Below are 22,390 nucleotides of genomic sequence, written 5' to 3'. Positions count from 1 at the left end.
TGAGGGGTGAATGAGAGCATGGTGCAAATTCGGCATGTATCATTGGTATGCCGATACAACATACTGAACGCCATGGAGGCAACTGTCAACACCGATTCCCCTGTGGCCGATGTGCTCCAGGAACAGTTTTCGCGGCTCGCCGTGCGCCGCCGCTCGGTCTACGCCTATCTCGACGAGGAGGTGCCGCGCGGCGTGATCGAGCGGGCGCTGAGGGATGCCGCGCTCGCGCCGAACCACCATCGCACCTCGCCCTGGCGGTTCTTCGTCGTCGACCGCGGCGCGCGTGACAGGCTCGTGGCGGCCTACGAAGCCGCCGCGAAGCGCACGGGGCGGGATGTGGCCCGCGCCGTGCAGCGCGCGAAGGATGCGCCCGTCAATGTGATCGTCGCGTGCGTGCCCGCCGTGACCCATCCGAAGGTGAGCGTGGCGGAGGAAGAGTTCGCCACGGCCGCCGCCGTGCAGAACTTCCTCCTCTCGCTCGCGGCAGCCGGCGTGGCAAGCCTCATCACCACCGGCGAGCTCGCGCAGTCGCCCGAAGTGATGGCGCTCACCGGCGTCGCCGAACCGCACTCGCGCGTGATGTGCGTCGTGAACGTCGGCCTGCGCAATACGGAGCGCCCTCTTGCGCCCAAGCCGGCCCCCGACCTCGCGCGCATCGCGACCTGGATCGAATGAACGCTTTCAACCCCTGCAAGGAGCCTTTCCGATGACGAAGATCACCCGCGGCGACCCGCCGGAGCTCGCGAACGTTCGCAAGACCGTGTACCACCACTACATCCGCGTCGACAATCCCGGATCGCTCATCTTCCTGTCCGGCCAGCTCTCGCGCGACGGCGAGGGCAGGCTCGTGGGCCCGGGTGACATGGCGGAGCAGACGCGGCAGTGCATCCGCAACATGCGCACCGTGCTCGAAGCGGCCGGCGGCGATCTCGAGGACATCGTGCAGCTGATCGTCTTCACGACCGACGTGCGGCAGTTCAAGGACATCGTGGCCGCGCGGATGGAGTTCTTCAAGGATCGCCTTCCCACGAGCACCATCGTCGAGGTGAACCATCTGGCCGACCCCGGCCTTCTCATCGAGTTCCACGCGATTGCCGCGATCTGAGAGGGGCGGGCGCACCGTGGAAGGAAAGCGGCCGGGAACACCGGCCGTGCATCGGAAGTCAGCGTTCGGGAGCCGCGCGCAAGCGGATCAGGCCGCGGCCTTCTTCCTGGGCGGCGCCTTCTTCGCGGCGGAGCGGGCCGTGCCGGATGTTCGCGGCGAAGGCGCGCTCCAGGCGGGGACCTGCAGGCGGTTCTCGTAGGTGCTGATGGCCGCGCTGATCTGCTGGCAGACCAGCTGCTGGAACGCCGCGGCGTCGCGGCGCTCGAGCGCCTTGATCATCTGGTTGTGGATGTCGAGCGTCTGTGCCGCGCGGTCGAAATCCTGCCAGTGATAGTGGCGGACCATGTACGCCTTGTCGCGCAGCATGGCGAGCACCATCTCCAGCCAACGGTTCTGGGTGGCCCCCGCGAGCACGCCGTGGAACTCGGCCCGCACTTCCAGCATCCTCAGCAAGTCCCGCTGCATCAGCGCGGACTTGAACTTGCGGTTGATCTGCTTCAGCGCTTCGATCTGTTCGGGCTGGATGTTGGCCGCGATCTGCCGCGCGGCCGCTCCTTCGAGCTGCAGACGCAGGCTGTAGAGCTTGCGCAGGTCGTCCGGACCGATGTCGACGACCACCGCCACGCCCTTGGGGCCCGCCTCCACGAAACCGCGCTCGAGCAGTCGCTTGGTGGCTTCCCGTACGGGCGTGCGGCTCACGCCGAAGCGGGACACCAGTTCGCGTTCGGAAAGGCGGTCGCGCGGCCGGATGACCCCTGCCATGATGTCGGAGACGACACCGTTGAAGACGCGATCCGCCTCGGTGGATTTGCTCATTGCGCGTGAAGTGCCGCCCGGCGACTGCCGGCTGGATGTGCCGGGCGCGAGTCTACCCCGAATTGCCTCGGGCGCCTCGCGTTCGTCCCGCGCCGGGGCGGGCGCGTCACGCAGCATGGCCGGCTCCGAAGGCGCGCAGGTCCGCGGGCTGCCAGCCGGCCGACTCCCAATCCGCGAAAGCGAACCGGCGGCCCGAAGGTGGCGTCACGCCTCCGCGGAACACGCCGGGCCTCGAATCGCCGAAGAATGTGCAGGCGCCCGGCGGCAAGGGGCGGCTGCCCGGTGTCGCGAGCCACAGGCGCAACTGGGTGCGGCGCTTCGCGACGTCCTCGTGGTCTTCGTAGTCGGTGCGCGAGTGATAGGTGACGTGGTTGTTGAAGAATTGCATGTCGCCCTTTCGCAGTTCGATGGTCACGCTCAGCTCGTCGGCGAGCCGCGACACGAATTCGATCGCCTCCTGCTGCGGGCCGGTCAGCCGCGGCACCTGCGCCATGCGCTGCGCGCTTTCGATGTAGGAGCGCGAAAAAATGCTCGTGAAGAAGCCCTGCTCGGTGTCGAAGATCGGCCGCTCGTACCAGGGCAGTTCGTCGCCGTACTCCTCGCCCTGGCGGCTGAAGAAGAAAGGCCCGCGCAGTTCGGCGAGCAAGTCCGGCCTGCGCTCGAGCACGGCGTTGTGAATCGCCGCCGAACTCACGACGCGGCTCTCGCCGCCCGAAATGGCTTCGCGCACGCACAGAAGGGCGAGCACGTCGCACTGGTCGGTGTGAAAGCGCAGCGGCCCGCCGGCGCGGTACGCGCGCGTGGTGGCTTGCCCCATCGCCTCGCCGATGTTCCTCACTTCGGCGATGTAGTTCTGAAGCTTGCTTTGCGACAGCGGCGCGCCCAGCTGCAGGCCGAGGCCCCAGAAGAGCGTTCTGCATTGGTCGTCGCTCAGGCCCTGCAGATCGAGCCCTCGCACGAGAACGAATCCGCGGCCGCTTTCCAGCTCGCGCGAAAGGGCCTGGAACTTCGCCTGCAGCCGCGGCAGCGGGAAATCGGTGCGCCGGATCTGCTCGAGCGGCTTGCCCGAAGAGCGCGCCGCGGCCAGCGCCGACAGCACATCGTCGGCTTCGGACGCCGTAAAGGTGGTGATCCAGTCGGTGCTTTGCGCGAGCTCCGTGCCGCTCCAGACATGGCGGCCCTGCTGCACTGGGATGGAAGACGTCAAGGTCGCTTTCTCCTTGCCTCGTGCGGCTATTCCGCGTGGATGTTCGCTTCGCGCGCCACGCGCGTGTACTTCTCGAGCTCGGCGTGAATGAGCTCGCCGAACTGCCCCGCGCCGGCCGAGACGGGGACGATGCCCATTTCGGCCAGCTTGCTCCTGATGTCGGCCGCGCCGAGCGCGGTCGCGATGTCCTTGCGCAAAGCCTCCAGCACGGGAGCCGGCGTGGCCGCGGGCGCGAGGAAGCCATACCAGGCATTCTCGACGACGTTGCCGTAGCCGGTCTCCAGGAAGGTCGGCACCTGCGGCGTGAGGGGGTTGCGCTTGTCGGTGAGCGTCGCCAGCACCTTCACGCGCTTTTCGTTCATCTGCTTGGCCGACAGCTGCAGGTTGCTGATGCCCATCTGGATGTGGCCGCCCATCACGCCCAGCATGATCTCCGACTGGCCCTTGAACGGCACCTGCATCAGCGGGACGCCCGTGCTCTTCTCGATCAGCGTGCCGATGAAGTGCCCGTGGCTGCCCACGCCGAGCGTGCCGTAGGTGATCGGCTGCCTGGAGGCGCGCGCGGCCTCGAACAGGTCCTTCAGCGAATTGGCCGGGGAATTCGCGGGCACGACGATGGCATAGGGGAGGTAGCCGACGAGCGCGATGGGCGCGAAATCCTTCATCGCGTCGAAAGGCAGGTCGTTGCGGATCGCGGGCGTGGTCGAGAAGTTGTTCGCGACCAGTGCGATCGTGTTGCCGTCCGGCTTCGCCCGGGCCACGACCGCCGTTCCGACGATGCCGCCGGCGCCGGTCCGGTTGTCGACGATCACGGTTCGCTTCGTGTGTTCCTGGTAGCGCTCGCCGACCATGCGCGCCACCGCGTCGATCGTCGAGCCCGCGGCGAACGGCACGACCATGCGCAAGGGCTCGGAAGACACCTGGGCGCGAGCGGCACCGCAGCCGGCCGCGGCGAGCGCGACCCACGCGGCCGCGGTGCGCCTCGAAATGCTGGAAGAATTGCTCATGGGAAAGTCCTGCGGAAGCGATTGAGGAATTCCGTAATGGTATGCCAATAGAGGATACTGTCAAGCTCGCAGACCGACGAACCTGTCCATTCCGAGGACCCGTTCGACCGCGATGACGGTGATCACCGCGCAGAAGACGAGCATGGCCGACACGGCCGAGACCGTGGGATCGAGATTGAATTCCATGTACTGGTAGATCGCGATCGGAAGCGTCCGCGTGCCGGGCGTGATGAGAAAGATCGTGGCTGCGAAGTCGTCGAAGGACATCACGAAGGAAAAGAGCGCCCCCGCGAAGAGGCCGGGGCGGATCACCGGCAGCGTGACGTGCACGAAGGCGTCCAGCGGGCGCACGCGCAGCGAGGCGGCCGCCTCGTCGAGCTGCCGGTCGTAGCGGGCGAGCGCCGCGAGCACGGCGCGGAAGCTGTAGGGCAGCGTGATGATCACGTGCGCGAGCGCGATGTTCACGATGCCCGAGCCGAGGGGAACGCGATTGAAGAACACGAGCAGCGCGAGCCCGGTCACCACGAGCGGCAGCAGGATCGGCGACATGAGCACCGTCTCGAGCGCGCGGGCGCCGGGCAGCGGGTGCTTCCACAGCGCGTACGCGGCGAGCGTCCCCGACGCGACGGAGACCGGCGTCGCGATCGCGGCGACCGCAAGGCTCGTGAAGAAGCCCGACACGAACTCCTCGCGCGCAAACACATTCGCATACCAGCGCATCGAGTAGGTGCTCGGCGGCAGCGAATTGAACGCGTCGCCCGCGAACGACATCACGATCACGAGCAGGATGGGCACGAAAAGGAGCGCGAGGGCGCCCGCGCGAATCGCCCACACCGATCCGGATGCCGCCCGGCCCAGTGCGCGCCGTCCGGCGCTTCGCGGCCTACGCATGTCGCCTCCATTTCGCGAGCCGGCCCGAGACGACCAGGCACAGTATCGTGAAGCCGAGCGCGAGCACGCTCAGGCCCGCGGCCACGGGCATGTTCTGCGCGAACATCGCCTGGTCGTAGATCACGTTGGCGATCATTCGCACGGCGCTGCCGCCCAGGATGAGCGGCGTGGCGAAAGCCGTGCCGGCCAGCACGAAGGCGAGCGTGCCGGCGGCGAGAAGGCCGGGCGCCACGAGCGGCAGCGTCACGCGCAGGAAGGTCGCGATCTCGTCCGCGCCGAGGTTCTGGGCCGCTTCCTCCAGCGTCCGGTCGAACCGGCGGAAGCTGCCGGCCAGCGTGAAGATCACGAACGGCAGCACGAAGTACGTGAGGCCGATCGCCACGCTCACCTCGTTGCGGATGAGCGGGATGAAATCGTTCTCCGCGATCAGGCCGAACTTCTGGAGCAGCGTGTTCACGAGGCCGCTGTTGCCAAGCACCAGCATGAGCGAATAAAGGCGCACGATCAGGCTCGTCATGAACGGCACCGCCACCAGCATGATGAGGGTGGCGCGCACCCGGGCCGACGGCGTGCGCACGATCCAGTGCGCGATCGGAAGGCCGAGCACGAGGCTGCATGCGGTGGCGATCGCCGAAAGGCGAAACGTCGCGAGGATCGCGCCGAGATAGAGCGGATCGGTGACGAGACGCGCGTACGTCCCGAGGCCGACCGGCCCTTCCGGGAGCATCCCGATCTTGCCGCTCGCGCGCAGGCTCCAGCCGAGCAGGTCGAGCAGCGCGACGAGGAAGATCGCGACGGCGACCAGCGCCGGCGCGAGCATCGCCCACTGGAGCAGGGCGGGCGAGGCAGCGCGCGGCACCTGCTGCTGCAGGCCGGCTACCTCCGCAGGATCGAGCTTGGCGTCGCCCACGCTCATGGGAGCAGCGCCCGCACGTCCGCGGTGGCCCATTGGATGGTGACGGGGTCGCCGACGGCCAGCCGGCGGTCGTCCGACGAGGCGGGCAGCTTCACGAGGATCTGCATGTCCGCGGCTTGCGCGCGCAGTTCGGTGTAGGCGCCCATGTAGGCGGCGCTCAGCAGGCGGCCGCCGAAGCAATTGATGCCCTCCCGGGGCGACGCATCCGGATGGCCGCCGGTGATGCGGATCGCTTCCGGGCGCACGAGGAGCTGGCGCGCGCGGCGGCAGACGCCGGGGTCGCCCGCGACGGCGATGGGGGTCCCCGACCCCGTGCGAAACAGCGAGTCGCCGGCGGAGGTGAAACCGTCGTGGCTCGCATCGATCACGTTCGCATCGCCCACGAAGCCGGCGACGAACGCGTCGGCGGGGTGCATGTAGATTTCGTCGGGCGTGCCGGCCTGGCGGATCGCGCCCTCGGACATCACGACGATGCGGTCCGACATGGCGAGCGCCTCTTCCTGGTTGTGCGTGACGGCGACCGCGGTCATGCGCAGCCGCTTGAGGAGTGCAACGAGTTCCACGCGCATCTCGGCGCGCAGCCGCGCATCCAGATTCGACATGGGCTCGTCGAGCAGCAACAGGGAAGGACGCATCGCGAGCGCGCGGGCGATCGCCGCGCGCTGCTGCTGTCCGCCGGACAGCTCGTGCGGATAGCGGTCGACGAAACGCTCGAGGCGAACCTGTGCCAGCGCCTCCGATGCGCGCGCCCGGATCTCGTCGGGCGCGATCTTCATCATGCGCGGGCCGAAGCTCAGGTTCTGAGCGATCGTCATGTGCGGGAACAGCGCGTAGTTCTGGAACACCATGCCGACGTCGCGTTCGTGCGGCGGGACGTCGTGGACCGCATTGCCGCGCAGCAGGACGCGCCCCGCACTCGCGGGCACGAACCCGGCGACGGCGCGCAGCAAGGAGGTCTTGCCGCTGCCGCTCGGGCCCAGCAGGGTGATGAATTCGCCTTCGTCCACATGAAAGGATGCGCCGCTCACGACGAGGTTGCCCCCGTAGCGGATCGCGACGTCCTGCAGCTCGAGTACGGGGGTGCGGCGTGAAGTCTGCACGGGGGATGCTTCTCCGGAGATGGGACCGACGTTGGCATCCTTCATCGGTATGCCAATGAGATGCAATCGTCGGGCCTGTGCGGAAGAATGTCAACCCCCAATTCCCCCAGCACCCTCATTTCGTCTCGCCGGATACGAAAGCGAAGCGTTCCGATGCGACTGCGGCATTCGCCGCGAATGCCGACCCGCTTGCCTTGCGGCAGCGGGAGCAGTGGCAATAGAAGGCGCGTCCGAACGGTGCACGGATGCGATAGCGCACCGTTGCGCACAGACATCCGCCTTCCAGCGTCGATTCATCCGGCATGAATGAATGGTATACCGAAGAGACCGCACGGTATCGGCGGACCACCGCTCGAGCGCGTGCGCCGTCAGCGCCGATGTCCCTGCCGCTCCTTCGTCACTGCCGGCCAGAGGTCTTCCAGCGCGAGCCGCAGCACGTCCTGCGGCGGCTCGGGCGCGAGTTCTTGCAGCAGCGCCTGCCCGCTGTCGCTGCGGGCCCGCCAGCCCGGCAGCGCGGGTGCACGCGCCGCCAGCCGCAACAGTGCCGCGAACGGCCCGGACCCGCTGTCGCTGCGGATCGCGCGACCCACGCGCCGCCAGCCGGCCGCCGCCAGTTCGGCTCCCTGCACGAACCCGGATGCCCACGCGAAGACGTCGCGCTCTTCGTTCGCGACGGCGCGCACCGTCTTGTCGAACGGAAACGTGGGCCGCGTGTCCGTCGCCATCAACGGCGTGACCAGACTGTTGTACAGGCTCATGAGCGCGGCGAGCTCGGCGTTCGCGTCTTCCAGCGATGCGGGCGGATTCGCACGCAGCGGCTCGAGCATCGGAAGCCACTTGCCCGGCATGACCATATCGGGGGACCAGGCGACGGCCGTCAGCAAGCCGTGCAGCCGGGCAAAGTCGCCGAAGCGGCCGCGCAGGTGGCGCTCGTCTTCGGCGCCGTACTCCCCGATCTGGCGCGTCCGCGTCGCGGGGGCGGAAGTCTCCTTGCGTCGCCGCGAAGACGGCTTCGCGGGCGCCGGCGCTTTCAGCCCGAGGCCGCGCACCCACTCCAGCGCGCCGGTGCGCATCCACACGCCCCGCATCCTCATCCTGTGTTCCCAGGCTTCCTCGTCGCCGCCCACCGTCACACCGGGCCCGCCTTCCGGCGCGGGTGCGTCGATCGTGTCGGGCAAGAGGAACTGGATGATCCGCGGGAACGCGTCGTGCGCGGCGCGCAGCGTCGCCTCGGCCTCTTCGCGCTTGCCTTGCGCGAACAGGGCGAGCGCGCGCAGATGCTCCATCGGCGGCATGTCGTCCGGGTAGCGATCCATGAGCGCCAGGGCTTCGTCGGTGCGGCCCTCGCTCAGCCAGAGCGGCACGAGGACCATGCGCCAGCCGTGGTTGTCCTCCGGGTTGAGCTCGATGCCCCATGCGGCAAGCCGCTCGACGCGAGCCGTGTCGCCGAGCAATTCGGCGACCGAGATGGCCTGCGCGATGAGCCGCAGCCACGGACGCGAGCCCATGTCCCTCCACTCGAGGCGCGCCGTCTCGCGGCCGATCAGGAACTCGAGCAGTGCCACGCCATGCTCCGCGACGCGGGACATGGCGTGCAGCACGGCAGAGGGTGCATGGGGGCCGCCCAGATCGTTTCCGGCGAGCAGGATGTCGTCCAGCACTTCGACCGCGAACCATGCGTGCGGGTGCTCGCTCATGAACTCGCGCACCTGCGGCAGCTGTTCCAGCAGGCCGCTCGCGTTCCCGGAGAAGCACTCGGTGAGGATCGGCCTGGAAACCGCGAATCGGCGGCTCCACTGCTGCTGGAGCATCTCCAGATCGCGACCGGGTGCGATGAGCGCGACCGGCGGCTGCGCGGGGTCTTGCGCGGATTCGCGCACGACGGTGTAAAGCGCAAGGCATTCGTCCTCGTCGAGCAAGTCGGGCGACTGCTCGCAGAGTTCCACCCATTCCTCGTCCTCGGGATCGAGCTCGTCGTCGTCGCCGGATTCTCCGGCGTATGCGAAGCCCTCCTCGCCGAACGCCTGCAGATGAGCGGCCAGATCATCCAGCCCGGCGCGCCTTGCCTTGGTGGACAGGACGCCACCGCGCAACCGCGCCTCCTCGGCGCGGCCTTGCGCGTGCAAAAGCGTGAGTTCGAGCTGCCAGACTTCCGGGTCGTCCGGGCGCAGGCGCTGCGCCTGCTGGAAGGCCTGCCAGGCGCCCTCTTCGTCTCCATGATCGACCAGCATGGTCGCCACCCGGCATCGCGCCGTCACGGCGAGGACCTTGTCGCGGCTCGTTGCCACGCGCTCGGCGATCGCACGGCGCTGCGAGTTCCGGCCGGTTTCGAGCAGCGCGTCCATCAGCGCGTCGAATGCGTTCGCGTGGCGGTCGCTCAGTCTGTCGGGCTGCTCGAAGAGCGGCGCCAGGGTTTTCGCCGTGCGTTCGTATTCCCCCTCTTCGTTCCAGCCCTGCGCTGCGATGCCGAGCGCCTCCGCGGGGAGTTCGCGCAGCGACTTCGCGTCGAGCGTCGACGGGTCCACCTGCGACAGCGCGAAGACGAGCATTTCCTCGCGTGGCATCGGAAGCTCCGCGGCGGCAAACTCGGCACAGCACTGCTTGTATTTGCGTCCGGACCCGCAGAAACAGGGCGCATTGCGCTCGGGCTTGGGCAGCGCGCGCGCACGCCAGTGATTCGAGGGTACGGGCACCGACTGCCAGAGGCTGCGCGCCATCGCGTGGGCGCGCCTTTCCTCGGTGTCACGCCCTTGCGCATCGAGCGCGTGCTCGGCGGCCGGCAGCGCCGTCAGTTCCGCGCAATACCAGGCGCAGAAGGGATCGAGGGCTTCGCCCGCGAGGATGCGGCGCACCGCCTCGTTCATGAGCGGCTCGAAGCCGGGGGGGACGTTGAGGTCTGGATCCGTGGTCATGGTGTCGAAGCGTGGATCGCCATTGTGCCCAGGGCCGGGCCGCGGTACGCCGCTCGGCGGGCGGCTGCCGGGGGCCTCGCCCGGCGCCTCTTTGGGCAGAGACGCCGCGCTTTAGGCCGCGGCGAGGCGTACGGGTGGCTTCTTCGCGCCGACGAACAAGGCCGCCGCCACGATGCACGAGACACCCGCGAAGAGGAATGCCGGCACGTAGCTTCCGATCAGGTCGCGGCTCACACCGGTCGCGATCGCCATCAGCCCGGCCGACACGTGATGCGAAGCGAAAATCCACGCGAACACGGCCGGCCCCACGTCAGGTCCGAAGGTCTGCACGGACAGGCGCACCGTCGGCGGCACGGTCGCGATGAAGTCGAGCCCGTAGATCACCGCGAACGTGACGAGCGCGAGGGTCGACACATCGCCGAACACGAGCCAGACGAGCGCGACGCCGCGCAGGCCGTAGTACATGGCAAGCAGCCAGCGGTTGTCGTACCGGTCGCACAGCCAGCCGGAGCCGATGGTGCCGATCATGTCGAACACCGCGATGACCGCGAGCAGCCACGCCGACACGCCGAGCGGCACGCCGATGTCGCCGCAAAACGGCACGAGATGCGCCTGCGTGATGCCGAAGCTCGAGAGGCCGCACACGCCGAACGTGAACGCGAGCAGCCAGAACATGCGCGTCTTCACGCCCGCGGCGAGCGCGGCGAAGCTCAATTGAACGAAGTTGGCCGTCGGCGCGGCAGGCACGGGCACCGGCTCCTTCGCGCCGAGCGGATCGAGTCCGATGTCTTGCGGCCGGTCGCGCGCGAGCCAGAGAAAGAGAAGCCATGCCACGAGTACGCCGATGGTAGGGATGAGGAGCGCGACGCGCCAGTTCGCAATCTCGCTCACCCAGGCCGCGAGCGGCATGAAGGTGAGCGTGCCGGTCGCGACGGCGGAGCCGAGCACGCCCACGGCGAGGCCGCGATGCGCGACGAACCAGCGCGCGGGAACGACGGCCGTGAGCTGCATCGCGGTGATGCCCGGCGCGACCCCGAGCAGCACGCCCATGCCGAGCCACAGCTGCCACTTCGTGGTCATCGTGATGGAGATCGCGAGGCCGATCAGAAGAAGCACGCCCGAAATCGCGGTCAGGCGGCGGGGGCCATAGCGCAGCATGAGGCCGCCCGCGAGCGGCGCGCACAGGCCGAAGATCGCAAGCCTCAGCCCCTGCGGCGCGGCGAGTTCGCCGATGCTCCATCCGAGCTCGCGCGACATCGGCAGGATCAGCACCGCCGGCACGCCGAGCGACGACGTGGCGAACACGCTGTAGAGGAAGGCGACGCCGAGCATGGTCCACGCGTAGTGGATGCGCGTGGATGCGGGCGCCGCGGCCTCGGCCGTTGACGTGTCGGACATGGTGCGTCCCCTCGGGTGGAGGACGCACGATAGCATCAAGGGCGCGATGCTGCAGACCGCGGGTTTGCCGGCGCCCGGGCGCCGGCGCGAGTCAGCCGGCGAGCGGGATCACGCTGTCGTGGCGAGTCCGAGCCGTCGTCGCAGCATGTGCTCGTACTCCCAGTCGGCCGCGCAATCGGCGTCGCAGAAGAGACGCTCGGCGATGCCGTCTTCGTTGCCGCAGTGGTGGCACGAGCCCTGGGGCTTCAGGAAGGATGCGCGGCTGCGTTGCGCATGGAGGGCCATCGCGAGCTGCCGCTGCTCCGTGTCGAATGCGAGGTCTGCTTCGTCTGCCATGGAGCGCATTCTTCGGCCGCTCGCGCGGCGCGGGTTGGCGCGGCGGCCGAAGATGGTGTAGGACCGCAGGGTCGCGGCTCGTCGGAAGACAGAGGGGGCGACGCGATTCGCAGACGCGCAGACGCGCAGACGCGCGATCACGCCGCCTTGCCGGTGGGCAGCGGCAGCGCCGTCTTGTATCTCACCTGCTTCAACGCGAAGCTCGAACGGATCTTCTCGATGCCCGGGATCGGCGTGAGCTGCTCCAGGATGAAGCGCTCGAGCGCGGCCATGTCGGCGACGGCGACGCGAATGAGATAGTCGCTGTCGCCGGTCATGAGATAGCACTCCATGACCTCGTCGTGTTCCGCGATGCGGCGCTCGAATTCCGCAAGAGCGGACTTCGACTGCTCCTTCAGGCTGATGCTGATGAACACGTTCAGCCCGAGCCCGAGCGCCTTCGCGCTCGCGAGCGCAACGTAGCGCTCGATCACGCCGCCGGCCTCCAGCGCCTTCACACGCGCGAGGCATGGGCTCGGCGACAGGTGCACTCGGCGCGCCAGCTCGACATTCGTGAGCGCGCCGTCCTGCTGCAACTCGGCGAGAATCCGCAGATCGATCGCATCGATGTTCATTTGCCGGAACATTATGCTGCTGGGCAGCGTTTGCGCGTGCATTTCGATAGCCAATGCGGCGGCGGGGAATCTACAGTGCAGACCATGAGCGACCCGAGCCTCACCCGATACCTGCGCAACGAGACCGGCGACACCGATCCCGCCGAAACACGCGAGTGGCGTGACGCGCTGCTCGCGCTCGTCGCGAGCGAAGGCCCCGAACGCGCGCGCTTCATCCTCGACGAGCTCGCCATCCTCGCGCGCGACCCGCGCATCGGCTGGTCGCCGGAGCTCGTCACGCCGTACGTCAATACGGTGCCGGTGGACCAGCAGCCGGCGTTTCCCGGCGATCTCGCGATCGAGGAGCGGCTCGCTTCGGTGATGCGATGGAATGCGCTCGCGATGGTGGTGCGGGCGAACAAGGCGTACGGGGAACTCGGCGGGCACATCGCGTCGTACGCGAGCGCGGCGGATCTGTTCGAGGTGGGGTTCAACCACTTCTTCAGGGCGAGGAAGACACTGGATTCCCGCGTTCGCGGGAATGACGGCGGTGGCGGCGGAGGCGGAGGCGGAGGCGGAGGCGGAGGCGGAGGCGGAGGCGGGGGTGCGGGTGGGGACCTCGTGTTCTATCAGCCGCACTCCGCACCCGGTGTCTACGCGCGGGCATTCCTCGAAGGGCGCCTCACCGAAAACGACCTTGCGCACTACCGGCAGGAGATCACGGCGTCGGCGCACGGCGCGCGCGGGCTTTCGTCCTATCCGCACCCCTGGCTGATGCCGGACTTCTGGCAGTTCCCGACCGGCTCGATGGGGATCGGTCCCATCAGTTCCATCTACCACGCGCGCTTCATGCGCTACCTCACGCATCGCGGGCTCGTCGATTGCACCGGGCGCAAGGTGTGGGGCGTGTTCGGCGACGGCGAGATGGACGAGCCCGAGTCGATGAGCGCGCTCACGCTCGCTTCCCGCGAGAAGCTGGACAACCTCGTGTGGGTCGTGAACTGCAACCTGCAGCGGCTCGACGGGCCGGTGCGCGGCAACGGCAGGATCATCGACGAGCTGGAGAAGCTCTTCCGCGGCGCCGGCTGGAACGTGATCAAGCTCCTCTGGGGCAGCGACTGGGACGGCCTCTTCGCGCGCGACACGACGAACGCACTCGTGAAGGCGTTCGCGCACACGGTCGACGGCCAGATGCAGACGTTCGCCGCGAAGGACGGCCGCTTCAACCGCGACAACTTCTTCGGCCAGAACGAGGACCTCGCGCGCCTCGTGCAAGGCATGACCGACGAGCAGATCGACCGGCTGAAGCGCGGCGGCCACGACATCGTGAAGATCCACGCGGCCTACGACGCCGCGGCGCGTCACGCGGGCACGCCCACCGTGGTCCTCGCGCACACGAAGAAGGGCTACGGCATGGGCGCGGCCGGGCAGGGCCGCATGACGACGCACAGCCAGAAGAAGCTCGAAGAGACCGACGTGCTGGAATTTCGCAACCGCTTCAACCTGCCGATCGCGGACGAGGCGTGCAAGGCGCTCGCGTTCTACAAGCCGGCGGACGATTCGCCGGAGATGAAGTACCTGCACGCACACCGCCAGGCACTCGGCGGCTACATCCCCTCGCGCCAGACCGCGGCCGATCCGGTGCCTGTGCCCGACGTGGACGCCTATGCGCAGTTCGCCGTGCGCGCGGGCGGCAAGGAGATGTCCACCACGATGGCCTTCGTGCGCCTCTTGGGCAACCTGCTGAAGGATGCGCGCCTGGGCCCGCGCATCGTGCCGATCGTGGCCGACGAGGCGCGCACTTTCGGCATGGCCAATCTCTTCCGGCAGGTGGGCATCTATTCGAGCGTGGGGCAGAAATACGAGCCGGAGGACATCGGCTCGGTGCTCTCGTATCGCGAAGCCCTGAACGGCCAGATCCTCGAAGAAGGCATCAGCGAAGCGGGCGCGATCGCGTCGTGGACCGCGGCCGCCACGAGCTACAGCGTGCACGGCTTCGCGATGCTGCCGTTTTACATCTACTACTCGATGTTCGGCTTCCAGCGCGTGGGCGATGCGATCTGGGCGGCGGCCGACCAGCGTGCGCGGGGCTTCCTGCTGGGCGCCACGAGCGGGCGCACGACGCTCGGCGGCGAGGGCCTGCAGCATCAGGACGGCTCCTCGCATCTGGTCGCTGCGACGATTCCCAACTGCAGGGCCTACGATCCCGCGTTCGCGAGCGAGCTGGCCGTGATCATCGACCACGGCATGCGCGAGATGCTGGTGGAGCAGCGGGACGTCTTCTACTACGTCACGCTCATGAACGAGAACTATGCGATGCCCGACCTGGCGGACTCGCAGCGCGCGGGCGTGATCCGGGGCGCGTACCGGTTCGGCACGTTCGGAGAAGGCGAGCCGAAGGTCACGCTGATGGGGTCGGGCGCGATCTTCACGGAAGTGATCGAGGCGGCGAAGATTCTCGCGAGCGAGGGCATTGCGAGCGAGGCGATCAGCGTGACGAGCTGGAGCGAGCTGGCGCGTTGCGCTCCTGCTTGCGCCTCTGTCATTCCCGCTCCCACCTCCGTCAATCCCGCTCCCACCTCCGTCATTCCCGCGAAAGCGGGAATCCAGCGTCTTCAACGCGTCCTGGATTCCCGCTTTCGCGGGAATGACGGAGTAAGGGGCGGGAATGACGGAGTAAGGAGCGTGAATGACGGAGTAAGGAGCGGGAATGACGGAACAAGGGGCGGGAATGACGGAGGCGGGAGCGGGAATGACGGAGTAAGGAGCGCGAATGACGAAAGCCACATCGCACGCCTGCTCGCGAGCGCGAACGGCCCCATCGTCGCGGCGACCGACTACGTTCGTGCCGTTCCCGAGCAGATTCGCGCTTTCGTGCCGGGCCACCGCCCCTTCACCACACTCGGCACCGACGGCTTCGGCCGCAGCGACACGCGCGCTGCGCTGCGCGAATTCTTCGGCGTGGATGCGGCAAGCATCGCGCGCGCGGCACGCGCCATGCTCTGAAACGCTCAGGCGGACTTCAGCACTTCGCGCAGATTCGTCATCGCCGCCGCGGCCTGCCGTGCCAGCATCCACTTCGCCACCGTCGAATCGAGCAAGCTCCAGAGACCCCGGGACCTGAACTCGCAGGTGCGTTCGAAATGCGTCCCGCCGTCCTTCGGCGACAGGCGATAAGTGATGGTGGATGCGCCGTGTTCGGTGGCCGTCTCGATGCGCCAGAGAGTCGGCCGCTCGCATGCCGTCACCGTCCACTTCGCGTCGAATTCCCGGTGGGCGGCCTTGATGTGCTCGATCACGGTCTCGCCGACTCGCAGCGGCCGCGACGGCGTTTCGCGCACCGCATGCGTGGCCGGGTGCCAGCGATGCCATTGCGAGGCGTTGGTCACGAAGTCGAAAAGCGCCTCGGGCGCGACGGGGATGTCGATGGTGTGCTGAATGGCCGGCATGTGCGGATTACGCGGCATGCGGGCTCGCGGATGCAAGCGCGTTCGCCGCTGTCGCCTGTCAGATTTACCAGACGCCCGGCACGAGCCGAGCCGATTCGGCCTGGTAGCGCACGTATTCGTCGCCGAGCGCCTCGGCGAGCTTGCGGTCTTCCACGCGCACGAGCCACACGAACACCACGATCGACGGCAGCGACAGCACCAAAAGCCCGAGCCAGCTTCCCACCACGAGCGGCAGGCCGAGGCAGAAGAGGATGAAGCCGAGGTAGCCCGGATGCCGCACGAACCGGTACGGCCCTTCGCGCACGACCGTGTGGCCTTCCTGCCGCACGACGCCGATCGTGAAGAAGCGCCCCAGCACGCGCCGCGACCAGTAGCGCAGGCCGATGCCCGCCACGCACAGCACCACGCCGAGCGCATTCACGAGCTCGCCCGCCCACACGGAGCCGAATGCGCGCAGCGTGCCGCCCGTGACGGCGATGCCGATCGCGGGAACCCAGATCGCGGCCAGCTCGATGCGGCGGCTCAGCGGGTCGGACTGCGCGATGGTGGAGACCGGCTTGATCAGCACGAACTCCTCCAGCGCATAGGCCACGCACATGACGACGAACGCCAGTGCCCACACGGTCATCGCCGGGTTCACGAAAAATGCAGGTTCGCGATGGCGAGCCACGGCAGCCGCCAGCCGGTGCCGTCCTGGGTTTCGCGGCTCACGCCGACGATGTCCTGGAGCATGCGCCCCATGTTGCCCGTGATCATGGTTTCCGCGAGCGCATGGCGCACTTCGCCGCCTTCGATCGCGAAGCTGTTCTTGATCACGCCCGAGAAGTTGCCGTTGGGCGCCGGCATGCCCATCGAGAGGCGCCCGACCAGCGCGCCGCGCTGCACGCGCCCGATCAGTGCGGCAAGCGGCGTGTCGCCCGGCGCGACGTCCCAGCCGCCGCCCGCCACGGGCACGTGCGGCAGGCCCGTCTTGCGGCTGCCGTAGAGCGTGGGCGTGAGCGTGCGCAGTACGCCTTGTTCCACCAGCGTGACGGGCTTCGCGACGAAGGCATCGCCCGACACGGCGGCCACGCCGGGCGCATCGAAGCGGCTGCGGATCGTGAGGAGCTTCGATGCGACCGCCTCGCCCACGCTTTCCCGATAGAGCGAGCTGCGCGCGATCAGCTGCATGTCCGAAAGCTGCCCCAGGAACCACTGCAGCAGGTCTTCCGCCGCGTTGGGCATCAGCACCACGTCCCCCACGAACTTGCCCGCGAACGGCGCGGTCTCGATCTGCCGCTCGGTGTCGCGCAGCATCGCGCCGATGCCGAACTGCTCGTGCACGGGCTGCGCGCAAAGGTCGTGCGTGGTCCCACCGGTGTAGTTGAAGGAGCTCGACTTCTTCCCTTCGCGCGCCGTGCCGAACGCGCCGGCGGAGTACCAGCCGAGGCGGCCCGCGATGTCGCTGCCGCCGGTGGTGAGCGTGTGCCAGCGCACGAGGCGGTGGCTTGCCTCGCCCTCGTCGATCATCATCCGCGGCGTCTCCTTCACGCGGTAGTCGAGCAGGTCTTTCACCGTCCGCGCGAGCATGTCGCGCGAGCCTTCCTGCGGACCCTGCACGATGCGCGCGCTTTGACCGCGGGAGACCGCGTTGGCCGCGTCCTGCGGCGCCGACTTCGCGTCGGCAAAGAGGGCTTCGGCGCATTCGCGCATCGATTCGGCATCGAACTGCGTGGTCTCGGTGGAAGCCATGCGGCCGTCCACGATGCCCATCAGCGAGAGCTTCGCCGACGAGGTGGAGCGCAAGAGGCTCGGCTCGTTGTGGTTCACGTTGAGTTCGTCCAGATCGAGCCGCGTCGCCGTGACCTGGGCGTCGTCGAATCCTGCCGCGCGCATCATCGCAAGCGCCTGCTCGGCGTGTGCCTGCAACTGCATGTCGTCGTGCATGGCCATCATTCGCCTCCCAGGTGCGCCCGCGCGCGCAACGCGGGGCCGCCCATCGACACGATCATCGGCTGCTTCTTGCCGCAGTAGCCCGAGCAGCTGTGGTGCATGCCGTCGGAGACGGCGTCGGTCGCCTGCAGCACCTTGATCGCCGAGCCGGACACGGTCGTGTCCTTGATCGCGCGGCCGAGCTTGCCCTTCCTGATCTCGTAGGCGAGCGTCACGCCGAACATGAATTCGGTGGTGGAATCGGCCTGGCCGTTGCCCGTCTTCATGAGGAAATAGCCGTCGTCGACGCCCGCGAGCATGTCTTCCAGCGACGTCCTGCCCGGCAGGATCACCGTGTTGCGCATGCGCACGAGCGGCTCGTCCGAAGGCGCATAGGCGCGGGCATTGCCGGTGGCTTCGATGCCGAGCTTCGCCGCGGTCTCGCGGCTCGACATGAAGGCCGTGAGGATGCCGTCCTGGATCAGCACCGCGTCGCGCGCGGGCGTGCCTTCGTCGTCGCAGTACACGGGCACCATCAGCTCTTCCCCGTTGTACGTGTGCGCGAAATCGATCATCGTGACGAGTTCGCTCGCCACGCGCTGGCCGACGAGGTCACCCGTGACCGCGCCGCCCAGCACGAGATCGGCCTCGCACGGATGCCCCATCGCCTCGTGCGCGAGCATGCCCGCGAGCGGCGCATCGAGCACCACGGTGTGCAGGCCGCCGCGCGCGGGCACGGCTTCGCACTTGGCGCGCAGGTGCCGATACGTCTGCTCGAGCTGCGGCGCCCACGCTTCCACGCTCAGCTCGAGGTCGGCGAGGCTGCCTTTGGCGCTGCCGTATTCGATGATGTCCACGGGCGCGCCGTCCTTGCCGTCGGCGGTGAAGATCACGTGAACCTGCGCGCGCTGGATCGTGTTGAGCGCATCCGCCCCCGTGCTCGTTGCAAGGCGCTTCGCGTGGTGTTCGTCGGCAAGCACGATGCGCGTCGACTTGAGGTCGGGATAGCGCTGCTTGCACCACGCGGTGAGCGCGGCCATGCGTTCCACGAGTTCCTTGCGGCCGATCGGCGCCTTGCCGCGGAATTCGTGCTGGCCGCGATACGTGCCGCCGGCGAGCGGCAGTACGTCCTTCGGGCCGAAGCGGGCCATCGCGGCCGCGTTGCGCTTCGCCTGGTCGGTGAGGCGCGCGATCTCGTCGCTCGCGGTGTCGCTGCTGGCGGCGAAGCCCCAGTAGCCTTCCTGGTTCACGCGCACGCTGGCGCCCGTGTCGGCGGTTTCGGTGTTCACGGTGAGGTTGCCGTCCACCATCATCAACCGCCTCTTGCGCAGCTCGTGGCGGCGCGTCTCGAGATAGGTCATCGGGGAGTTCTCCTGTCGCGCCCGGCGGGTTGCCGGGGCGAAGGCCGATTAGACAGCGCGAGCGCTGCGCGCGGCAGCGCGAAAACCCGGGTTTGCGATCCCCGCGTTCGCCGTCATTCCCGCGAACGCGGGAATCCAGAGGCTTGTCGCGGAGTTGACGTTGCTCTCTACGCTTCCCATACTCATCCGGATACCCTTCTCGTAGCTTCAGACCCCAAGGGAACGGGATTTCGACTATGGTGGACTACATCATCGTGGGCGGCGGCTCCGCCGGGTGCGTGCTTGCCGCGCGGCTGAGCGAGGACCCGACCGTGCGCGTGGCACTGCTCGAAGCCGGCCCGCCGGATGCGAGCGTGCTCATCCACTGCCCCGCCGGCCTCGCCGTGATCGCGAAGAACGGCCAGTTCAACTGGTCGTTCGAAACCGTGCCTCAACCGGGGCTCGCGGGGCGCCGCGGCTATCAGCCGCGCGGCAAGGTGCTGGGCGGCTCCAGCTCCGTCAACGCGATGATCTACATGCGCGGCCACCCCTCGGATTACGAGCACTGGAAGCACGAGGGCAATCCCGGCTGGGGCTGGGACGACGTGCTGCCTTACTTCAGGATGTCGGAACACAACGAGCGCGGGGCCGACGCCTTTCACGGCACCGGCGGCCCGCTCAACGTGATGGACCTGTCGAGCGCGAACCGCTTCTCGCAGATCTTCGTCGAAGCCGGCGTGCAGGCGGGTTTTCCGCAGAACCGGGACTTCAACGGCCCAACGCAGGAAGGCGTCGGCGTCTACCAGGTGACGCATCGCCGCGGCGAGCGTTTCAGCGCCGCCAAGGCCTACGTCACGCCGAACCTCTCGCGTCCCAACCTGCAAGTGATCACCGGCGCGCAAGCGACGCGCGTGCTGCTGGAAGACCGGCGCGCCGTGGGCGTCGAGTACCGGCAGGACGGCGAGTCGAAGGTGCTGCACGCGGGCCGCGAGGTGATCGTGAGCGCGGGGGCGCTGCAGTCGCCGCAACTGCTGATGCTCTCGGGCATCGGGCCGGGCGCGCACCTGCAGGAATTCGGCATTCCCGTGCATCACGACCTGCCCGGCGTGGGCGCGAACCTGCACGATCACGTCGACGTCGTGCAGGTGATCGACGCGCCGCACCTGAAGGACTTGTTCGGCCTGTCCCTCGTGGGCGCCTGGCGGCTGCTGCAGGGAGTCTTCGAATGGCGCAGGCACCGCACGGGCATGCTCACCACCAACTTCGCCGAGGCGGGCGGCTTCATCCGCAGTGCGCCGGAGGAAGCGATCCCCGATCTGCAACTGCATTTCATCGTCGGCAAGCTCGTGGATCACGGCCGCAAGACGACGCTCGGCCACGGCTATTCGTGCCACGTGTGTCTGCTGCGGCCGGCGAGCCGGGGCGCGCTCACGCTGAAGACGTCGGACCCGATGGCCGCGCCCGCGATCGACCCGAACTTCCTCGGCGAGCGCGACGACGTCGATCGCCTCGTGCGCGGCTTCAGGCTGATGCGCAATATCCTCTCGCAGCCCGCGCTCGCGGGCTATCGCGGGCGCGAGCTCGCGTCGTCCGCTTCGGCGCAAAGCGACGCCGAGATCGAGCAGTTCATCCGCTCGTACGCCGACACGATCTACCACCCGGTGGGAACCTGCCGCATGGGGCGCGACCCGATGGCGGTGGTGGACGAGCGCCTGCGTGTGCACGGCATCGACCGCCTGCGCGTGGTGGATGCCTCGATCATGCCGCGTATCGTGAGCGGCAACACGAACGCGCCGGTGATCATGATCGCGGAGAAGGCGGCGGACATGATTCGCGGCATCAACCTGGACCCCCTGGTCACGGAACTCACCGACGACTCCGACCTGGTGACGCTACAGTAGCTCCTCGATGAGCGAGGAACCCAGGCCCGCCGGCGACATCGGCAAGCAGCGTATCGAAGCGCTAAGCGATGGCATCTACGCGATCGCGCTCACGCTGCTCGTCCTCGAACTGAAACTGCCGCCGCTCGCCGAGCACGCGACCAACGCCGATCTCGGGCGGGCCCTGAGCGACCTCCTGCCCAAGATCCTGAGCTGGGTCCTGAGCTTCTGGGTGATGGCGATTCTCTGGCTCTCGCAGGTGCGGATCTACCACCTCGTGCACTCGCTCTCGCACACGATGGTGCGCCTCGAGCTGCTGCAGCTCGCGTGCGTGAGCCTGATGCCGTTTTCCACGGCGCTCGTCGGCGAACACGGCAACCTGCCGGCCGGTGCGGCGGTGTATGCGGGCAACATGCTCGCCGTTGCCGTGACGGGGGCGCTTCGCACGCGCGAGCTGCTTCACCAGCCGCACGTGCACGCGAAGCCGATCGACGACACCCTGCGTCGCGCGTTGAACCGCCGCGCCTACGGACTGCCGGCCTGCGCGCTCACCGCGTTCGTGCTGGCGTTCTTCGTGCCGGGCTGGAACATGCTCGCGATGGCGGGGATGGTGCTCATGCCGCCGCTGCGGCGCGCGTAGCCTCCTGCAGCCCTCGCTTCGCGCGTCTTCGCGTGACGTACTTCACACGGCGTGGCCGCTTAAGGTTTGCGGAGGAATTCCTCAAGCCATTCTTCAGAACGCACGAGCGTTCGCGTTCCTAGACTGCGGTCCTTCTTGAAAGGAACCCGTGATGAACATCGACCCCCAGGAACTCGCCCGCGTCGGCGAGGCCGCCGCGCCGCGCTTCGATATATATTCCGGCATCCACAAGGCGCTGCGCGCGCTGATGGCCGATACGCTCCTGGCCGTCGGCCGCATGGATTGCGACGACGATCTGGAACTCTCTGAGGTCACCGAGCGCGTGCTCGAGCTGCTGGACTTCTGCGCTTCGCACCTGAAGCACGAGAACGAGCACGTGCATGCGGCGATCGAGGCGCGGGCCGCGGGCGCCAGCGAGCAGATCGCGCACGAGCACGAAGAACACTCGCGCGACATCGCCCATCTCGCCGATACCGTGAAGGATATGCGCGAAGCCGCGCGGCCCATGCGCACGGCGGTGGTGGCCGTGCTGTACCGGGGAGCTCGCTCTTTTCATTGCGCAGAACTTCCAGCACATGCATGTGGAAGAAACCGCGCACAACGCGGTGCTGTGGGCGCGCTATACGGATGCGGAGCTTCTCGCGATCCACGACGTACTCGTGGCGTCGATTCCGCCCTCGCAGATGATGTTCGCGATGCGCTGGATGGTGCCCTTCATGAGCCCGGCCGAGCGGCTCGGGCTGCTGACGGACGTGAAGGCGAAGGTGCCCGCACCGGCGCTTCAGGCGATGCTGGAAACGGTGAGGCCGCATCTCACCCGGCGCGAGTGGGAGAAGCTCGCGAAGGGGTTGGAGGTTCCGGCGGGGTGGTGAGGTCGCGGCGGTGGGGT

22 protein-coding genes are annotated in these 22,390 nt (G+C 68.1%); 6 read left to right on the top strand and 16 right to left on the bottom strand.

Features of this window, described 5'->3' with window-relative positions; translation table 11 throughout:
• Nucleotides 1-72 precede the first annotated feature (72 nt).
• Together VHA82_RS17435 and VHA82_RS17430 are read left to right on the top strand one after the other, a co-directional pair.
• A complete protein-coding gene (locus VHA82_RS17435; protein WP_325546066.1) occupies nucleotides 73-675 on the top strand; it encodes a nitroreductase family protein in 603 nt (200 codons plus the stop codon).
• A 31-nt stretch (nucleotides 676-706) separates the two neighbouring features.
• Nucleotides 707-1,105, top strand: coding sequence for a RidA family protein (locus VHA82_RS17430; protein ID WP_325546064.1), 399 nt, complete (start codon nucleotides 707-709; stop codon nucleotides 1,103-1,105).
• Between the two features lie 87 nt (nucleotides 1,106-1,192).
• Here the strand turns inward: VHA82_RS17430 and VHA82_RS17425 are convergent, their stop codons facing one another.
• From VHA82_RS17425 to VHA82_RS17380, 11 genes are all read right to left on the bottom strand, one after another.
• Nucleotides 1,193-1,921 (bottom strand): GntR family transcriptional regulator, encoded by a 729-nt coding sequence (locus VHA82_RS17425; protein WP_325546062.1) that lies wholly within the window; start codon nucleotides 1,919-1,921, stop codon nucleotides 1,193-1,195.
• Between the two features lie 106 nt (nucleotides 1,922-2,027).
• On the bottom strand, nucleotides 2,028-3,128 hold the full coding sequence (locus VHA82_RS17420) for a TauD/TfdA family dioxygenase (RefSeq protein WP_325546060.1): 1,101 nt from the start codon (nucleotides 3,126-3,128) through the stop codon (nucleotides 2,028-2,030).
• A 26-nt stretch (nucleotides 3,129-3,154) separates the two neighbouring features.
• Nucleotides 3,155-4,135: a Bug family tripartite tricarboxylate transporter substrate binding protein gene (locus VHA82_RS17415; protein WP_325546057.1), complete on the bottom strand. Its 981-nt coding sequence runs from the start codon at nucleotides 4,133-4,135 to the stop codon at nucleotides 3,155-3,157.
• Nucleotides 4,136-4,195: 60 nt separating this feature from the next.
• Entirely contained in the window at nucleotides 4,196-5,026 is an 831-nt protein-coding gene (locus VHA82_RS17410) for an ABC transporter permease (RefSeq protein ID WP_325546055.1), read from the bottom strand.
• Nucleotides 5,019-5,942: an ABC transporter permease gene (locus tag VHA82_RS17405; RefSeq protein ID WP_325546053.1), complete on the bottom strand. Its 924-nt coding sequence runs from the start codon at nucleotides 5,940-5,942 to the stop codon at nucleotides 5,019-5,021. The genes VHA82_RS17410 and VHA82_RS17405 overlap by 8 nt, the downstream gene beginning before the upstream one ends.
• Nucleotides 5,939-7,042 carry an ABC transporter ATP-binding protein gene (locus tag VHA82_RS17400; protein ID WP_325546050.1) on the bottom strand — a complete coding sequence of 368 codons (1,104 nt, stop codon included), beginning with the start codon at nucleotides 7,040-7,042 and terminating at the stop codon, nucleotides 5,939-5,941. Before VHA82_RS17400 ends, VHA82_RS17405 begins: the two co-directional genes overlap by 4 nt.
• Nucleotides 7,043-7,157: 115 nt before the next feature.
• Complete coding sequence (locus tag VHA82_RS25255; RefSeq protein WP_414708669.1) at nucleotides 7,158-7,346, bottom strand: GFA family protein; 189 nt, start codon at nucleotides 7,344-7,346, stop codon at nucleotides 7,158-7,160.
• Between the two features lie 64 nt (nucleotides 7,347-7,410).
• Nucleotides 7,411-9,954, bottom strand: a complete 2,544-nt coding sequence (locus VHA82_RS17395) for a UPF0149 family protein (protein ID WP_325546048.1) — start codon at nucleotides 9,952-9,954, stop codon at nucleotides 7,411-7,413.
• Between the two features lie 111 nt (nucleotides 9,955-10,065).
• Nucleotides 10,066-11,352 carry an MFS transporter gene (locus VHA82_RS17390; protein WP_325546046.1) on the bottom strand — a complete coding sequence of 429 codons (1,287 nt, stop codon included), beginning with the start codon at nucleotides 11,350-11,352 and terminating at the stop codon, nucleotides 10,066-10,068.
• Nucleotides 11,353-11,460: 108 nt separating this feature from the next.
• A complete protein-coding gene (locus tag VHA82_RS17385; protein WP_325546044.1) occupies nucleotides 11,461-11,688 on the bottom strand; it encodes a hypothetical protein in 228 nt (75 codons plus the stop codon).
• A 137-nt stretch (nucleotides 11,689-11,825) separates the two neighbouring features.
• Nucleotides 11,826-12,302, bottom strand: coding sequence for an Lrp/AsnC family transcriptional regulator (locus tag VHA82_RS17380; protein ID WP_325546042.1), 477 nt, complete (start codon nucleotides 12,300-12,302; stop codon nucleotides 11,826-11,828).
• A gap of 84 nt (nucleotides 12,303-12,386) precedes the next feature.
• On the opposite strand from VHA82_RS17380, the gene aceE reads away from it, so the two are divergent.
• Nucleotides 12,387-15,287, top strand: a complete 2,901-nt coding sequence (gene aceE / locus VHA82_RS17375) for a pyruvate dehydrogenase (acetyl-transferring), homodimeric type (protein ID WP_325546040.1) — start codon at nucleotides 12,387-12,389, stop codon at nucleotides 15,285-15,287.
• Between the two features lie 5 nt (nucleotides 15,288-15,292).
• On the opposite strand, the gene VHA82_RS17370 is transcribed toward aceE, so the two are convergent.
• The 4 genes from VHA82_RS17370 to VHA82_RS17355 form a co-directional block, all read right to left on the bottom strand.
• The gene (locus VHA82_RS17370; protein ID WP_325546038.1) at nucleotides 15,293-15,730 is read right to left on the bottom strand and encodes an SRPBCC family protein; all 438 of its coding nucleotides are present in this window, start codon (nucleotides 15,728-15,730) and stop codon (nucleotides 15,293-15,295) included.
• 64 nt (nucleotides 15,731-15,794) lie between these two features.
• Nucleotides 15,795-16,370: an isoprenylcysteine carboxylmethyltransferase family protein gene (locus tag VHA82_RS17365; RefSeq protein ID WP_325546036.1), complete on the bottom strand. Its 576-nt coding sequence runs from the start codon at nucleotides 16,368-16,370 to the stop codon at nucleotides 15,795-15,797.
• Complete coding sequence (locus VHA82_RS17360; RefSeq protein ID WP_325546033.1) at nucleotides 16,367-17,662, bottom strand: metallopeptidase TldD-related protein; 1,296 nt, start codon at nucleotides 17,660-17,662, stop codon at nucleotides 16,367-16,369. The genes VHA82_RS17365 and VHA82_RS17360 overlap by 4 nt, the downstream gene beginning before the upstream one ends.
• Nucleotides 17,662-19,002: a TldD/PmbA family protein gene (locus VHA82_RS17355; RefSeq protein ID WP_325546031.1), complete on the bottom strand. Its 1,341-nt coding sequence runs from the start codon at nucleotides 19,000-19,002 to the stop codon at nucleotides 17,662-17,664. Before VHA82_RS17355 ends, VHA82_RS17360 begins: the two co-directional genes overlap by 1 nt.
• Nucleotides 19,003-19,238: 236 nt before the next feature.
• On the opposite strand from VHA82_RS17355, the gene VHA82_RS17350 reads away from it, so the two are divergent.
• Together VHA82_RS17350 and VHA82_RS17345 are read left to right on the top strand one after the other, a co-directional pair.
• On the top strand, nucleotides 19,239-20,882 hold the full coding sequence (locus VHA82_RS17350) for a choline dehydrogenase (RefSeq protein ID WP_325546029.1): 1,644 nt from the start codon (nucleotides 19,239-19,241) through the stop codon (nucleotides 20,880-20,882).
• 7 nt (nucleotides 20,883-20,889) lie between these two features.
• Nucleotides 20,890-21,501: a TMEM175 family protein gene (locus tag VHA82_RS17345; RefSeq protein ID WP_325546027.1), complete on the top strand. Its 612-nt coding sequence runs from the start codon at nucleotides 20,890-20,892 to the stop codon at nucleotides 21,499-21,501.
• 118 nt (nucleotides 21,502-21,619) lie between these two features.
• Here the strand turns inward: VHA82_RS17345 and VHA82_RS17340 are convergent, their stop codons facing one another.
• Nucleotides 21,620-22,078 (bottom strand): hypothetical protein, encoded by a 459-nt coding sequence (locus VHA82_RS17340; protein ID WP_325546025.1) that lies wholly within the window; start codon nucleotides 22,076-22,078, stop codon nucleotides 21,620-21,622.
• Between VHA82_RS17340 and VHA82_RS17335 the strand changes: the two genes are divergently transcribed.
• Complete coding sequence (locus VHA82_RS17335; RefSeq protein WP_325546023.1) at nucleotides 22,077-22,373, top strand: hypothetical protein; 297 nt, start codon at nucleotides 22,077-22,079, stop codon at nucleotides 22,371-22,373. The genes VHA82_RS17340 and VHA82_RS17335 overlap by 2 nt on opposite strands.
• Nucleotides 22,374-22,390: the final 17 nt, after the last annotated feature.

Origin of the sequence: Ramlibacter sp. (genome assembly GCF_035548915.1) — a bacterium.
GTDB lineage: Bacteria > Pseudomonadota > Gammaproteobacteria > Burkholderiales > Burkholderiaceae_C > Ramlibacter.
This window is presented reverse-complemented; position numbering and strand designations above follow the sequence as displayed.